The 14843-nt window shown below is 34.5% G+C and carries 11 protein-coding genes; 1 reads left to right on the forward strand and 10 read right to left on the reverse strand.

Annotation, left to right across the window (positions count from 1 at the left end; genetic code table 11):
• Positions 1-9: 9 nt before the first annotated feature.
• From Q0L65_RS06575 to Q0L65_RS06605, 7 genes are read right to left on the reverse strand one after another with little or no spacing between them, the layout of a single operon-like run.
• Entirely contained in the window at positions 10-1164 is a 1155-nt protein-coding gene (locus Q0L65_RS06575; protein WP_296684650.1) for a cytochrome c oxidase subunit II, read from the reverse strand.
• Between the two features lie 18 nt (positions 1165-1182).
• Positions 1183-2562 (reverse strand): quinol:cytochrome C oxidoreductase, encoded by a 1380-nt coding sequence (locus Q0L65_RS06580; protein ID WP_296684651.1) that lies wholly within the window; start codon positions 2560-2562, stop codon positions 1183-1185.
• A 27-nt stretch (positions 2563-2589) separates the two neighbouring features.
• Complete coding sequence (locus Q0L65_RS06585) at positions 2590-3135, reverse strand: cytochrome c (RefSeq protein ID WP_296684653.1); 546 nt, start codon at positions 3133-3135, stop codon at positions 2590-2592.
• Positions 3136-3143: 8 nt separating this feature from the next.
• Entirely contained in the window at positions 3144-3668 is a 525-nt protein-coding gene (locus Q0L65_RS06590) for a DUF3341 domain-containing protein (RefSeq protein WP_296684655.1), read from the reverse strand.
• Positions 3661-5061: an NrfD/PsrC family molybdoenzyme membrane anchor subunit gene (nrfD, locus tag Q0L65_RS06595; RefSeq protein WP_296684657.1), complete on the reverse strand. Its 1401-nt coding sequence runs from the start codon at positions 5059-5061 to the stop codon at positions 3661-3663. Before nrfD ends, Q0L65_RS06590 begins: the two co-directional genes overlap by 8 nt.
• Before the next feature lie 35 nt (positions 5062-5096).
• Entirely contained in the window at positions 5097-8153 is a 3057-nt protein-coding gene (locus tag Q0L65_RS06600; protein ID WP_296684660.1) for a TAT-variant-translocated molybdopterin oxidoreductase, read from the reverse strand.
• Between the two features lie 29 nt (positions 8154-8182).
• Complete coding sequence (locus tag Q0L65_RS06605) at positions 8183-9517, reverse strand: c-type cytochrome (protein WP_296684661.1); 1335 nt, start codon at positions 9515-9517, stop codon at positions 8183-8185.
• Positions 9518-9735: 218 nt separating this feature from the next.
• Here Q0L65_RS06605 and Q0L65_RS06610 point away from each other — a divergent pair, with 218 nt between their 5' ends.
• Complete coding sequence (locus Q0L65_RS06610) at positions 9736-10125, forward strand: SPOR domain-containing protein (protein ID WP_296684663.1); 390 nt, start codon at positions 9736-9738, stop codon at positions 10123-10125.
• A gap of 62 nt (positions 10126-10187) precedes the next feature.
• On the opposite strand, the gene infB is transcribed toward Q0L65_RS06610, so the two are convergent.
• The 3 genes from infB to rimP form a co-directional block, all read right to left on the reverse strand.
• On the reverse strand, positions 10188-12971 hold the full coding sequence (gene infB, locus Q0L65_RS06615; RefSeq protein ID WP_296684665.1) for a translation initiation factor IF-2: 2784 nt from the start codon (positions 12969-12971) through the stop codon (positions 10188-10190).
• A gap of 97 nt (positions 12972-13068) precedes the next feature.
• Positions 13069-14316, reverse strand: a complete 1248-nt coding sequence (nusA, locus tag Q0L65_RS06620; protein ID WP_296684666.1) for a transcription termination factor NusA — start codon at positions 14314-14316, stop codon at positions 13069-13071.
• A gap of 13 nt (positions 14317-14329) precedes the next feature.
• Positions 14330-14794, reverse strand: a complete 465-nt coding sequence (rimP, locus tag Q0L65_RS06625) for a ribosome assembly cofactor RimP (protein ID WP_296685204.1) — start codon at positions 14792-14794, stop codon at positions 14330-14332.
• Positions 14795-14843 lie beyond the last annotated feature (49 nt).

Here is a 14843-nt window from a genome sequence, read left to right on the forward strand (position 1 = left end):
TTAAATTTATTATTTCATCGCTACTTTAGCAACCGCTGTATCACTTGTAACCGAAGTTGAATCAGTACCTGTGGCATCAGCAGGAGCAGGCTCATTAGCCGCTTTAACTTCTTTAACTAAAGCCACTTGTTCAGACAACCATTTTTTATACTCTTCTGGTGTATCCACAACGATTTTCATTTGCATATTGTAGTGAGATGCACCACAAATTTTATTACAAAGCAACAAGTAATCAAAAGTATAAGGATCAAGTGCTGTTTTACCTTCAGCGACTAACTTAAGGCTTTGTTTTGCTCTTAACTCATTAATCCTAGCTACTTTTTCTACCATATAAGGCAATTCTCTATACTCTGCAGAGGTATAAATAGGAGTAAAAGCAAATTCAGTAACCATCCCTGGAACACAATTCATCTGTGCTCTAAAATGAGGCATATAAGCTGAGTGCAACACATCTTGGGAACGAATCTTGAAATGTATTTTTTTACCTTTTGGTATGTGCAATTCAGAAACTACAATATCATCTTGTGCATTTGGATCAGCTAGATCAACTCCCAAAGTATTAACTCCCTCTATTAATCTTACATTTGCTTTACCCAATACATTATCAGCACCAGCATAACGAGCAGACCACTTAAATTGTTGAGCATATAATTCAATTACAACCACGTCTTCATCTTCGTCAACAAACATAATGTTATTCCAAGCATAAAGACCGTATAAAATTAAACCTGCTAATACAACCGCTGGAATAACACTCCAAATTGCCTCTAACTTATTATTATCAGCAAAAAACAAGGCTTTTTGATCTTTCTTACCTCTATATTTAAAAGCAAAAAAGTGCAATAAAACTTGAGTGATGGCTTGGACAGTAAAAATTAAAACCCAGGTAATATTCATCAAATTATCGACATCAGCACCGTGTTCAGAAGCTGGGGTATGCAAAGGAAGATCTCCCCATTTTAATAACCCATATATCGTAAAAATATAAATGAATGCTAAAAAGCCAAACATTAAATATCCTTGAATATTATTATCATTATCAGTAGCAACTTGAGAATCATTTGAATTTGAAACTCCTACTTGCGTAAGGTCGAATATTTTAGTCAATTGCCAAAGTGCAACAGCTAATAGAACTAAAACTATAATTACCAACAAACTTGTCATCTGTTTTTTCTTTAAATATTAATAATGAAAATGTTTACTCTCCTCAATGAATGGATTTCTTTTTGCCAGTAATGGAGCTTTTGTTAATGCTGTGAATACAACATAAATAAATAATCCAAGGAAGAAAAGAATTGAAGCAATTTCTGAAACCCCAATAAACCATTGATCGCCAACCGTTCCTGGCATAATCATATTAAAGAAATCAATATAATGACCTAACAAAATTACGATTCCAGCCATAACTAATACCCAAGTAATTCTCTTAAAGTCAGTATTAATCAAAATTAAAAGAGGGAAAAGGAAATTCATAGCTACAGCACCAAAGAATGGAAGATTATACAACTGAATTCTTGTTACAAAATAAGTAATCTCTTCAGGGATATCAGCATACCAAATCAACATGAATTGAGAAAACCATAAATAAGTCCAAAATACACTAATACCGAACATAAATTTAGCCAAATCATGAATATGACTTGTATTAACGTGTTCTAAATATCCTTTTGATTTCAAGTACAACGTTACCATAGCAATCATTGTAATTCCACTTACAAAGAAACTTGCAAATACATACCATCCAAATAATGTACTGAACCAATGAGGATCAATTGACATAATCCAGTCCCAAGACATAATTGACTCAGAAACAATGAAGAAAACTAAAAATCCAGCCGATATTTTAAAATTCTTTTTGTAGTTTAAATTATCATTAGCCTCATCTTGAGCTAAACAATTTTTTCTTGAATAATAACGGTATAAATTCCACCCTAACAAGAATACAGCTGCTCTAACAATCCAAAATGGAAAGTTCAAATAACCGGCTTTACCTGCAATGATTTCATCATAATTAATGCTCTTAGGATCTGTAACACCTTCTCCTAACCAAACAAATAAATGATTAAAATGTAATCCAGATAATAGCAAGAATATAAAAAATAACACCGAACCAACAGGCAAATAAGATGTAATTCCTTGCATAACTCTAAACAATACAGGTGACCAACCAGCTTGTGCCACTTGTTGAATAGCATAAAAAGCTAAAGTTCCCATAGCAATCAACAAAAAGAAAATACAAGCAACATACAAAGCAGCCCAAGGCTTATTTTGTAATTGATGTAAAACATGTGTTAAATGCGCTTCGTGTTCAGCATGTGCATTATCCTCATGTGCTTCAGTTGCATCATGAGTTTTGCTTTCACTATTCGTTGCTACAACTTCATGAGATTTTTCAACTTCATGTTTAGCAACACCATGCTCACCATGGCTTTCAGAAGCTAAAAGCGCTTCAACTTCTTTAATATCTTTTGGAGCAGTATAAAAACCATATCCAATCCCTAGTAGACCAACAGCCATTAAGACTAAAGAAAAGGTTTTTAATTTACTTGAAAATGTGTACATATCTATTACGATCAGTTTGTTCAACAATTATAATTCACTTTTAAGTTTAAGAACATAGTTAGCAACTAACCAACGTTCTTTGGCATCCAATTGATTGGCATGAGAACCCATTGAATTAAGACCATACGTTATTACGTGAAAAATACTCCCTTCAGTAATAGGTCTGTCTGCATAACTAGGAACACCAAGAAATTTTTCTCTCTCTACTAATTTTCCTTTACCATTTCCAGCAGCACCATGGCAACTAATACAATAAATTTCATATAATTCTTGACCTTTAGTCAAATCTTTTTGAATAGAATCTAATGGAGATTTAAGGTTAGCCTTAGCCAATTCATAACCTGCAGTAGAATTTTCATATACGTAAGGCTCAAATCCTCTATTAATTGTACCAACTACAGGAAGTTGACCTTCTTTTCCGTCTTTAAATGCAGCCGATTCAGAATAGGTTTCATAACCTGCAGATTCGTACATGTTTGGAAAATATTGGTAATTTGGTGCAGATTTATCATGACAAGACGACACCAATGCAGTCATACCAAATAAAAACGCTATTTTAAATATATTTTTCATAACTATGATTAATGCTTTTCTATTACTTTAACTTCAATAGCTCCAGTGTTCTCGAAAAACGAAACTAATTCAGCTTCATTATCATTTACAGCAACTTCCATCAAAAAGTGATCATCAGTTGTTCTAACATCAGGATTTTCAGCTTCTTTAAATGGCCACAATTTACTTCTCATATAAAAAGTAATCACCATTAAGTGAGCTGCAAAAAATACCGTTTCTTCAAACATAATTGGAACGAAAGCTGGCATATTTTCGATATAACTGAAACTCGGTTTACCACCAATATCTTGAGGCCAATCTTGAATCATAATATAATTCATCATCCAAGTTCCAAAAGAAATACCACACAACCCATATAAAAAAGCACAAATGGCTAAACGTGTTGGGGCAAGTCCCATAGCTTTGTCCAAACCGTGAACAGGAAATGGACTAAAAACTTCTTCGATATGATGATGAGCAGCACGTGTTTTCTTAACGGCATCCATCAATATATCATCGTCATTATAAATGGCGTATATTACTTTATTACTCATGGTGTGAATCTTTATTTGCTCTTTCTCTAATATAATTATCTCCAGTTGCTTTTAGGATTGTTTTAACCTCTGCTTGAGCAATTACTGGGAATGTTCTAGCATATAATAAAAACAATACAAAGAAGAAACCAATTGTTCCAATGAATATACCAATATCAACAAATGTTGGTGAGAACATTGTCCATGAAGATGGTAAATAATCTCTGTGTAATGAAGTTACAATGATTACGAAACGTTCGAACCACATTCCAATATTTACAACAATAGAGATTATAAAAGAGAACATAATACTTGTTCTTAATTTTTTGAACCACATAAATTGAGGTGAAAACACATTACATGTCATCATCGACCAATAAGCCCACCAATAAGGTCCTGTTGCTCTATTTAAGAAAGCATATTGTTCGTATTCTACACCTGAATACCAAGCAACAAATAACTCAGTAATATAAGCTACACCAACAATAGAACCTGTAATCATGATTACAATATTCATCAATTCAATATGTTGAATAGTAATATAAGCTTCTAAATTAGATACTTTTCTCATAATGATAAGCAAAGTATTTACCATTGCAAATCCAGAGAATACCGCTCCAGCAACGAAGTAAGGTGGGAAAATAGTAGTATGCCATCCTGGAATTACTGAAGTAGCAAAGTCCATCGATACGATAGTGTGTACCGAAAGTACTAATGGAGTTGCTAAACCTGCAAGAACTAAAGATACTTCTTCAAAACGTTGCCAGTCTTTTGCTCTACCACTCCATCCAAAACTCAAGATAGAATAAATTCTTTTGTGAAAAGGTGTAATCGCTCTATCTCTTAACATAGCAAAGTCAGGCAATAATCCAGTCCACCAGAAAACTAATGAAACCGAAAGATAAGTTGAAATTGCAAATACGTCCCATAACAATGGTGAGTTAAAGTTTACCCATAATGAACCAAACTGATTCGGAATAGGCAATACCCAGTAAGCCAACCAAGGACGTCCCATGTGAATAATTGGGAATAAACCAGCCTGAATTACAGAGAAAATAGTCATAGCTTCTGCAGAACGGTTAATAGCCATTCTCCAACGTTGACGGAAAAGTAATAATACAGCAGAAATCAACGTTCCTGCGTGACCGATACCTACCCACCAAACGAAGTTAGTGATATCCCAAGCCCAACCCACGGTTTTATTTAATCCCCATGTTCCGATTCCTGTAGATACAGTATAGATAATACAGCCTAATCCCCAAAGGAAAGCTGTTAATGCGATTGAAAACACAATCCACCAATGTTTGTTAGCTTTACCTTCAACAGGAGCTGCAACATCTACTGTTACATCGTGATAAGACTTATCACCTATAACTAAAGGTTTTCTAATGCTTGATTCGTAGTGAGACGACATAATCCTTTATCTTGTTTCTTAATTAATATTTTATACTAGGTATTTCTAACTTTAACGTGATAAATCACATTTGGCTTAGTTCCTACATGCTCTAATAAATGATACATTCTATCATCAGCAGCCAACTTAGCTACTTTTGCATCTGCATCATTAACATCTCCAAATACCATTGCTCCGGTAGAACATGCATTTGAACAAGCCGTTTGGAATTCACCATCTTTAATCGCTCTTCCTTCTCTCTTCGCTTTAAGAATTGTTGCTTGTGTCATTTGTAGACACATAGAACATTTTTCCATAACTCCACGAGAACGAACATTCACATCTGGATTCAATACCATACGACCTAAATCATCATTCATATGATAATCAAACTCGCTATTTTGACTGTATAAGAACCAGTTGAAACGACGAACTTTATACGGACAGTTGTTAGCACAGTAACGAGTACCAACACATCTGTTGTAAGCCATATTGTTTTGACCTTGACGTCCGTGAGAAGTTGCTGCAACAGGGCAAACAGTTTCACAAGGTGCATGGTTACAATGTTGACACATAACTGGTTGGAAAGCCACTTGAGGATTATCCCCAGCTTTTTCCATTTCGTTAAATGTTGACAATGAACTTGACAAACCTGCAATATTTTCTTTTCTTTCGTTATCTCCTTCAAAAGTACTTTCAGAAGAATAATATCTATCGATACGCAACCAGTGCATATCACGACTTCTTCTAACTTCTGATTTACCAACTACAGGAACATTGTTCTCTGCGTGACAAGCGATAACACAAGCACCACAACCAGTACAAGCATTTAAATCGATAGAAAGATTAAAGTGATGTCCTATTGAACGATCAAATGAATCCCATAAATCAACTTTAGTTGACTCTACTTCTTTGTGATCCAAAGATACCATAGGAACTTCATTCCATTCTTTAGCATCTTTAGTATTAAAAATTTCTAAAGTAGTTTCTTTAATAATATCACCTCTACCCATCAAAGTTTTTTGACCTTGAACACAAGCAAACTCGTGTTCTCCATCAACTTTAACCAATGATACCGATTGTACATTATTAAACCCTTTATATAAAGCGTAAGCATTTATACCTACTACCATTTCTTCTTTTAGAGCAGCTTTACGACCATATCCTAAAGCTAAACCTACAGTTCCAACCGCTTGACCAGGCTGAACAATTACAGGTACATTGTCTAATTTAACACCCTCTGTAGTTGTAATAGTAGCATAACTACCATTTAATCCTCCATTAGCAACAATTTCATTAGTTAATCCTAATTTTTTAGCATCAGCATTAGAAACCGTTACATAATTATCCCAAGATACTCTTGTGATTGGATCAGGGAATTCTTGTAACCAAGGATTGTTAGCTTGTTGACCATCACCTAAACCAGTTTTAGTATATAAAACTAATTCAAATGCTTCTGAAGCTTTTGATTTTGACAAAGCAGTTGCTGCAGCAGCATAATCAGCTGAACCAGCAGATGCTGTTGGAACAACACCAACATATACACCATCATGTAATACTTTATTCCAAGTAGATCCTGCAATTATTGAAGCTGCAGTTCCTTTAATGTAATCATAAAAAGTACCTGCATTACCGTTCAACGACAATAAAACGTCTTGAAATTGTTTGGTATTAAATAATGGACGAATTGTTGGCTGAGTAAGGCTATAAGTCCCTTTTGTCAAACTTAAATCGTTCCAAGATTCCAAATAATGAGGAACCGGGGCAGCTATTGTAGCAACTGAAGCTGTCTCATCTTCTTTCAAAGAGAAAGCAACTGAAGTAGTAACCTTTTTAAGTCCTTCTACAAAAGAAGCACTGTCTGCCAATGTATAAACAGGATTAACACCACTCATAATCAATGTATGAACGCTACCTGCTTTCATTTCATTAATCAATTGAGCTACTTTCTCGTTAGATCCTTTTCTTATTTGTCTTGTTCCAGAAGTAGTAAAAGCTTCACTAGCCAATTTTTGATTGATAGCCAAAACTAATAACTGAGCATTTTTATCTTGAATTCCAGATACCAACACTCCTTTTGAACCTGCAGCCTTTAATTGTTGCGCTGCTTTTGTAACTTCTGATTTAAATTGATCATCTAAACTTACTGCAACTGAAGAACCAGTTACAACATTATACATATGAACTAATGCTTGTTTTTGATTCGCAGTTGACATAGGCAAACGCTTATCAGCAGCAGCACCAGACAAAGTCATATTCGCTTCCAATTGGAAATGACGTGACATTTTTCCGTTTTTAGGAATTCTACCTTGAGCATAACCCGCATCATATCCTCCACCTTGCCAATCTCCTAGGAAATCAGCTCCAACAGAAACGATTAAAGACGCTTTAGAAAAATCATAATCTACTAACGCTCTTTCTCCGTATACCGTTTCAAAAGCATCTAATGCTTCAGAAGATGAAACCGCATCATAAACTACATGTTTTGCATTTGGATTTTTAGCAACAAACTCAGCAATCAACTTTTCAGTTGATGGACTCGCCAAAGTATTTGTCAACAAAACGACCTGACCTCCTTTTGCTTTAGCTTCCACAATGCTTGATGCAATTTTAGAATTCACATCAGTCCAACTTGCATTAGAACCGGCAATTTTAGGCTCTTTCAAGCGCATACTGTCATATAAAGACAAGATTGACGCATGAACTCTTGCATTAGCAGAAAATTTTGCTCCAGCAATAGCATTATTATCAATTTTTATAGGACGACCTTCGCGTGTTTTAACTAATAAATTAGCAAAATCAAAACCGTCAAAAACAGAAGTTGCATAATAATCCGCTACACCAGGAATAATTTGTTCTGGTTGCAACACATAAGGTATTGATTTATGAACAGGACCTTCGCAAGCAGCAAGAGTAGCTGCTGCAGTACTAAATCCAACGTACTTTAAAAAATCACGACGTGTTGTAGAAGAAGATGACAAGGCATCATTATTTCCTAAAAATTCATCTGTAGGAATCTCTTCAACGAATTCGTTATTTTTAAGCGCCTCAACAATAGAACTATTTCCGTCTAGTTCCTCAACACTTTTCCAGTATTTTTTGTTTGATGACATATATAAATATTAAAAACTTAATAATTTGATTAATAGTGACATTTACCACATTCTAAACCTCCCATTTGAGCAGCAGTCAATTTGTCTACGCCATACTTTTTAGAAAGTTGTTCGTGGATTTTAGTGTAATATTCATTACCCTCCATTTTAACATCAGTTTTTCTGTGGCAATCAATACACCATCCCATTGTTAAAGGAGCAAATTGTTTTTGAATTTCATATTCTTGAACTGGTCCGTGACAAGTTTGACATTCAATTCCGGCAACAGTTACGTGTTGTGAATGATTGAAATATACAAAGTCAGGTAAATTATGAATACGAACCCATTTAACAGGTTGTGTTTTTCCAGTATACGATTGCGTTGTTTTATCCCAACCCACTGCAGTATATAACTTTTGGATTTGCTCATCATAAAATACCTTGCTATATTCTGGAGTAGCAGTAGTTTCTGCAACTTCAGAAATATTTTTATGACAATTCATACACACATTCAAAGAAGGAATACCGGCATTTTTACTAACTCTAGCAGCAGAATGACAATATTTACAATTAATCTCATTATCACCAGCATGGATTTTATGAGAATAATGAATTGGCTGAATTGGAGAATATTCTTGATCAACACCTACTTGCATCAAGAAACCATAAACCAAATAAGCACCAGATAACAATAAGAATATTGCCGTAACCAATATTAAAAATTGATTTTTAACAAATGCTTTCCAAATAGAAATTCTTGGTTCTTTTGGAGCAACTTCAATATTATTCGCTTTAGCTACTTTTCTTAACACATTGTTCACCAAAAACAACATTACCACAAGCATAGCCATCACCAAAGCAAGAGCTCCTAATATAATATTATTTGACAAACCACTTTCTGACGAAGCTGCAGCATCAGTTCCCGGAACAGCAGCACCAGCAACAACCGGAGCTTCTTCTTTAGGAGTTGAAGTATACGCTATAATATTATCAATATCTCCTTCTGACAACTGAGGAAAAGCAGTCATTACCGCTTTATTATTTTCTTCAAAAACTTTCACAGCAGCAGCATCTCCAGATTTAATCAAATCAGAGCTATTATGCACCCATTTGTAAATCCATGACATCTCATATTTACCAGCCACACCTCTAAGAGCAGGACCTGTAGATTTAGCATCTAATTTATGACATGCAGCGCAATTTGCATTGAATAGTTCTTTTCCTTTTGCAGGATCTCCACCAGTTGCAGCTGCAGGAGCCACCGTAGCATCAGCAGCTGCAGGAGCAGCATCTTGAGCAAATGAAGTTACAGAGAAAATTAGCATTAAAGCTAAGCAGAAATATAATTTCCTTAAGATCGAATTATGGTTACCCACCTTTTTCATATAGTATAATGATTATCTACTAAAATTGGTACGGTTTTTTCTACTAATGTTTTTAGAAAAAACGTATACATTCTTTTTAAACTTGCACAAAAATACGACTTAAGAACTATTCTCAAAACCTTAAAATAGTCTTAAATTCAATTTATATTAATTCTAAATAATATTTAGAGTTAACATTACTTTATTAAATATTACTTTTACATAAAAATCACCACATTATGAGAATTTTAACAATTTCAAAATGGCTTTTACCCATAATTATATTTGCAGTACTAAGCAACTCCTTAAAAGCCCAAAACACAAAAAGCACTTCAAATAACGAATCAAAATTCGAAAAATTATTAAACGAAAAACGAAAAGTACATGCTTCTATAGCTTTGAACGAGAGGTATAAAATTCAGATTTTTAGTGGCGAAAGTGAAAAAGCAAAAAAAACAGTACTCCAATTCAAACAAGAGTTTAAAGATATTGACGCTACCATTATCTTCAATACACCAAACTATAAAGTGTGGGTAGGCAACTTCAAAACAAGAATGGAAGCGGAAAGAAATTATGTGGAAATCAAAAAAAAATACAAAAATACACTCCTAATAAAGCCTAGCAAATAACATAAAAATAAGCACAAAAAAATCCCGATAAATCGGGATTTTTTTGTGCTATAAATTAAATATTACTTCAATTTCTTTTTGATTGCAACTTCATGGTATGCTTCAATAACATCTCTTTCTTCGATATCATTATAACCTTTAATTTGAATACCACAATCATATCCTTTAGTCACTTCTTTCACATCGTCTTTGAAACGTTTCAGCGCTACTAATTCACCATCAAATACCACAACACCTTCTCTAACTACACGAACCTTAGCATTTCTAGTAATTTTACCATCCATCACCATACATCCAGCAATAGATCCTACTTTAGAAATTTTAAATATCTCTCTAATTTCAGCAGTACCAAGTACTTCTTCTTTCATTTCTGGTGCTAACATTCCTTCCATTGCATCTTTCAAGTCATCGATAGCAGCATAGATAATAGAATAATAACGGATGTCTATCTCTTCTTTATCAGCTAATTGTCTTGCATTTCCAGCAGGACGAACATTAAATCCGATGATAATCGCATCCGAAGCAGATGCTAACATTACGTCAGTTTCTGTAATAGCACCCACTCCTTTGTGGATGATATTAATTTGAACTTCTTCAGTAGATAATTTAGAGAACGAATCAGACAACGCTTCAACAGAACCATCAACGTCTCCTTTAAGAATTACGTTTAATTCTTTAAATTGACCTAGGGCAATTCTTCGTCCAATTTCATCTAATGTAATATGACGTTGTGTTCTTACTGACTGCTCACGCATCAATTGAGAACGTTTTGAAGCAATTTGTTTTGCTTCTTTTTCGTCTTCAAAAATATTGAATTTATCTCCAGCAGTAGCTGCCCCATCCAAACCTAAAACAGATACTGGAGTAGAAGGACCTGCTTCTTTAACCACATGGCCTCTTTCGTCATGCATGGCTTTAATTTTACCATGATGTTTCCCAGCCAACATATAATCCCCGATTCTTAAAGTTCCATGTTGTACTAATAAAGTAGAAACATACCCTTTACCTTTATCTAAGAAAGCCTCAACAACAGTTCCCTGTGCAGGTTTATCTGGATTTGATTTTAAATCTAAAATTTCAGCTTCAAGCAATACTTTTTCAAGCAATTCCTTAACACCTAACCCAGTTTTAGCCGAAATATCATGCGATTGAATTTTACCTCCCCAATCTTCAACTAGCAAATTCATACCCGCTAATCTTTCTTTAATCTTATCTGGATTAGCATTTGGCTTATCTACCTTATTAATTGCAAAAATAATTGGAACACCTGCCGCTTGAGCGTGACTAATTGCCTCTTTCGTTTGTGGCATGATGTCATCATCCGCAGCAATTACAATAATTGCAATATCAGTAACTTGAGCTCCACGAGCACGCATTGCCGTAAAGGCCTCGTGACCTGGAGTATCTAAAAATGCTATTTTTTGCCCGTTATCCAAGGTAACCCCATAAGCACCAATGTGCTGTGTGATTCCTCCTGACTCTCCTGCAATTACATTTTCTTTACGAATGTAATCCAATAAAGAGGTTTTACCGTGATCGACATGCCCCATAACAGTTACGATAGGCGCCCTGAACACTAAATCTTCTTCTTTATCTTCAACAACTTGAATTGCTTCTTCGATATCTACGGTAATGAATTCCACTTCGTAACCAAATTCATCCGCAACAATAGTTAACGTTTCAGCATCCAAACGCTGATTCATGGTTACCATAATTCCAAGTGACATACATGTACCAATTACTTTAGTAATAGGCACATCCATCATGATTGCAATTTCACCTACAGTAACAAATTCAGTAACTTTAATAGTTTTACTTCCTTCGTCCAAAGCTCTTTGCTCTTCGTCAGATTTTTGACGGTGCGTATCTCTTTTATCTCTTCTGTATTTCGCTGCTTTAGATTTACCTCCTTTGCCTTGAAGTTTTTCTAAAGTTTCACGGATTTGATTTTTAACCTCTTCTTCTGTTGGCTCTACTTTTGCAACAATAGCAGGTCTATTTCCTTTTACAAAACCTGGTTTAGCACCTCTATTAGCATTGAAACCACCTCCAGCATTTGGAGTAATTTTATTCGGATTTGGAGCTCCTGGCTCACCTGGTGTTGATGGCTTAGCTACAATTCTTTTTCTTTTATTCTTCCCTGCATTAGCTCCAGCACCTGGCGCACCTGGTTTGTTTGGAGTAATTTTAGGATCTTCTTTTTTCTTTTTTGGTTTATTGAATTGAGATAAATCAATAGTTTGACCTGTCAAAGTAGCACCTGATAATTTCTGGTACTGAGTAGTAATTGTTTCGTCTACAGGAGCATCATCAGTATTAACCTCTGCTTTCACTTCAGCAGGAACTACTTTTTTCTCTTCTTTTGGTGCAACTTCTGCAACTGGTTTTACTTCTTTTTTGTCTGAAATTGGTTTTTCCGAAACAACATCTTGAGATACGTCTTGAGCTTTAACTTCTACAGGAGTTGACGGAACGTTAGCAGGTTTTTTAGGATTGAGTTCAATTTTACCAACCTGGACAGGACCAGTTACAACAGCTTTTGCTTTAATAACTTCTTGACGCTCCTCTTCTTGTTTGCGTTTTTCTTCAATCTCTTGCTCACGTTGAATACGTAATGCTTCTTTTTCTTTTCTTTTCTCTTCTCCTACTTCTTTAGAAGCCTCTTTATTCCCCTTATCGCCCGCAAATTGACTTTGTAGGATACCAAACTCTCGTTCAGAAATTTTAGCATTTGGATTTGCATCAATGGCAATTCCCTTATCTTTTAGATAATCTACTGCTCTTTCTAACGAAATGTTTAATTCCCTTAAAACCTTGTTTATTCTTATTACTCTCTCTTCAGACATAAAACCTTTTTATTATTATCTTTTTGTTGTGTTTCTCGACCCAGACCTTTTAAATATTTAAGGACAATGAAGTTAAGACATTTTTTTAAGAATTGGATTAATTATCAAATTCTTCTTTTAATATTTTGATTACATCTAGAATTGTTTCCTCTTCTAAATCTGTTCTTCTTACTAAATCTTCTACATCTTGCTTCAAAATACTTCTTGCAGTATCCAATCCTATTTTAGCAAATTCGTCTATAATCCATTCTTCAATTTCGTCAGAGAATTCAGTTAATTCAATATCATCTTCTTCTCCACCAGCCACATCTCCTTCACGAATTACATCTAACTCATATCCTGTTAACAGACCTGCCAATTTAATGTTGTGTCCACCTCTACCGATTGCTTTAGAAACTTCTTCTAATTTCAAGAACACTTCTGCTCTCTTAGTTTCTTCATTAATTTTAATAGAAGACACTTTAGCCGGACTCAAAGCACGAGTAATGTATAGTTGAATGTTACTTGTATAATTAATAACATCAATATTTTCATTTCCTAATTCACGAACAATACCGTGAATACGTGACCCTTTCATTCCCACACAAGCTCCTACAGGATCAATTCTATCATCATAAGAATCTACCGCTACTTTTGCTTTTTCACCTGGGATTCTTACTACATTTTTAACCATAATTAAACCGTCAAAAACTTCAGGAATTTCTTGTTCAAATAATTTTTCCAAGAACTTATCAGAAGTTCTAGACATAACGATTTGAGGTTTGTTTCCTTTTAATTCAACGCTTTCAATGATCCCACGCACATTGTCTCCTTTACGGAAAAAGTCAGAAGGGATTTGTTTTTCTTTTGGTAAAACAATTTCATTTCCTTCATCGTCAACCAAAATAACAACTCTTGGTCTTACGTGATGCACTTCGGCAGTATATATTTCACCGATAATATCTTTAAATTGTTTGTACAAATTAGTATTATCGTGTTCATGGATTTTAGAAATCAAGTTTTGACGTAAAGCCAAAATAGCTCTTCTTCCTAAATCAATTAACTTTACTTCTTCAGAAACCTCTTCACCGATTTCGAAATCAGCTTCAATTTTTCTAGCTTCTGTTAATGTTATTTCTTCATTTTCGAAATCCAAATCTTCATCAGCAACGATAACTCTTCGTCTCCAAATTTCCATATCTCCTTTATCAGGATTGATAATGATATCAAAATTATCATCTGAACCGTATTTTTTCTTTAATGCATTTCTAAATACATCTTCCAAAATTGCCATAAGCGTTACACGATCAATAAGTTTATCATCTTTAAACTCTGAAAATGAATCGATTAATGCTAAATTTTCCATGCGAATTCTTTAATTAAAATGTTACTGTAACAATTGCTTCTTTAATATCTGTATAAGGAAGTTCTACCGTTTTTTGAACTGTTTCTTTTCCTTTTCCTACTTTCTTTGGTTCTCTTGCTTGCCAAGACAAAATTACAAATTCATCATTAGCTTCCACTAATTCTGCTTCAATATTTTCTGTCGATGTCTTCACTATCAAGGTTCTACCTACATTTTTTTTATATTGTCTTACCATTTTTAATGGTGACCCAACCCCAACAGAGGCTACTTCTAGAGAATAGTCTTGTTCTTCTCTATCTAAATTACCTTCAATTGCTCGACTTACATCGATACAATCTTGCAATGCCACTCCATTGTCACCATCTAAATTAACAATAACTTTAAAAGCATCGGTAATCGTTAAGTCAATTAAAAAAAGACTTGGTTTATCTGCAAGGCATTCCTCTACTAGTGTATTTACTTTTTCTTTGAACGTCATAGTTGTATAAAAAGAGGGGACGATTAGTCCCCTCATTATCTAGATTTTA

The sequence above is a fragment of the Flavobacterium sp. genome (assembly GCF_024642105.1).
Lineage (GTDB): Bacteria > Bacteroidota > Bacteroidia > Flavobacteriales > Flavobacteriaceae > Flavobacterium.

What these genes read in the sequence shown, in the direction of transcription:
- Q0L65_RS06575 (WP_296684650.1), bottom strand. Translation starts at nt 1,164, where the DNA reads ATGACAAGTTTGTTGGTAATTATAGTTTTAGTTCTATTAGCTGTTGCA.
- Q0L65_RS06580 (WP_296684651.1), bottom strand. Translation starts at nt 2,562, where the DNA reads ATGTACACATTTTCAAGTAAATTAAAAACCTTTTCTTTAGTCTTAATG.
- Q0L65_RS06585 (WP_296684653.1), bottom strand. Translation starts at nt 3,135, where the DNA reads ATGAAAAATATATTTAAAATAGCGTTTTTATTTGGTATGACTGCATTG.
- Q0L65_RS06590 (WP_296684655.1), bottom strand. Translation starts at nt 3,668, where the DNA reads ATGAGTAATAAAGTAATATACGCCATTTATAATGACGATGATATATTG.
- nrfD (WP_296684657.1), bottom strand. Translation starts at nt 5,061, where the DNA reads ATGTCGTCTCACTACGAATCAAGCATTAGAAAACCTTTAGTTATAGGT.
- Q0L65_RS06600 (WP_296684660.1), bottom strand. Translation starts at nt 8,153, where the DNA reads ATGTCATCAAACAAAAAATACTGGAAAAGTGTTGAGGAACTAGACGGA.
- Q0L65_RS06605 (WP_296684661.1), bottom strand. Translation starts at nt 9,517, where the DNA reads ATGAAAAAGGTGGGTAACCATAATTCGATCTTAAGGAAATTATATTTC.
- Q0L65_RS06610 (WP_296684663.1), top strand. Translation starts at nt 9,736, where the DNA reads ATGAGAATTTTAACAATTTCAAAATGGCTTTTACCCATAATTATATTT.
- infB (WP_296684665.1), bottom strand. Translation starts at nt 12,971, where the DNA reads ATGTCTGAAGAGAGAGTAATAAGAATAAACAAGGTTTTAAGGGAATTA.
- nusA (WP_296684666.1), bottom strand. Translation starts at nt 14,316, where the DNA reads ATGGAAAATTTAGCATTAATCGATTCATTTTCAGAGTTTAAAGATGAT.
- rimP (WP_296685204.1), bottom strand. Translation starts at nt 14,794, where the DNA reads ATGACGTTCAAAGAAAAAGTAAATACACTAGTAGAGGAATGCCTTGCA.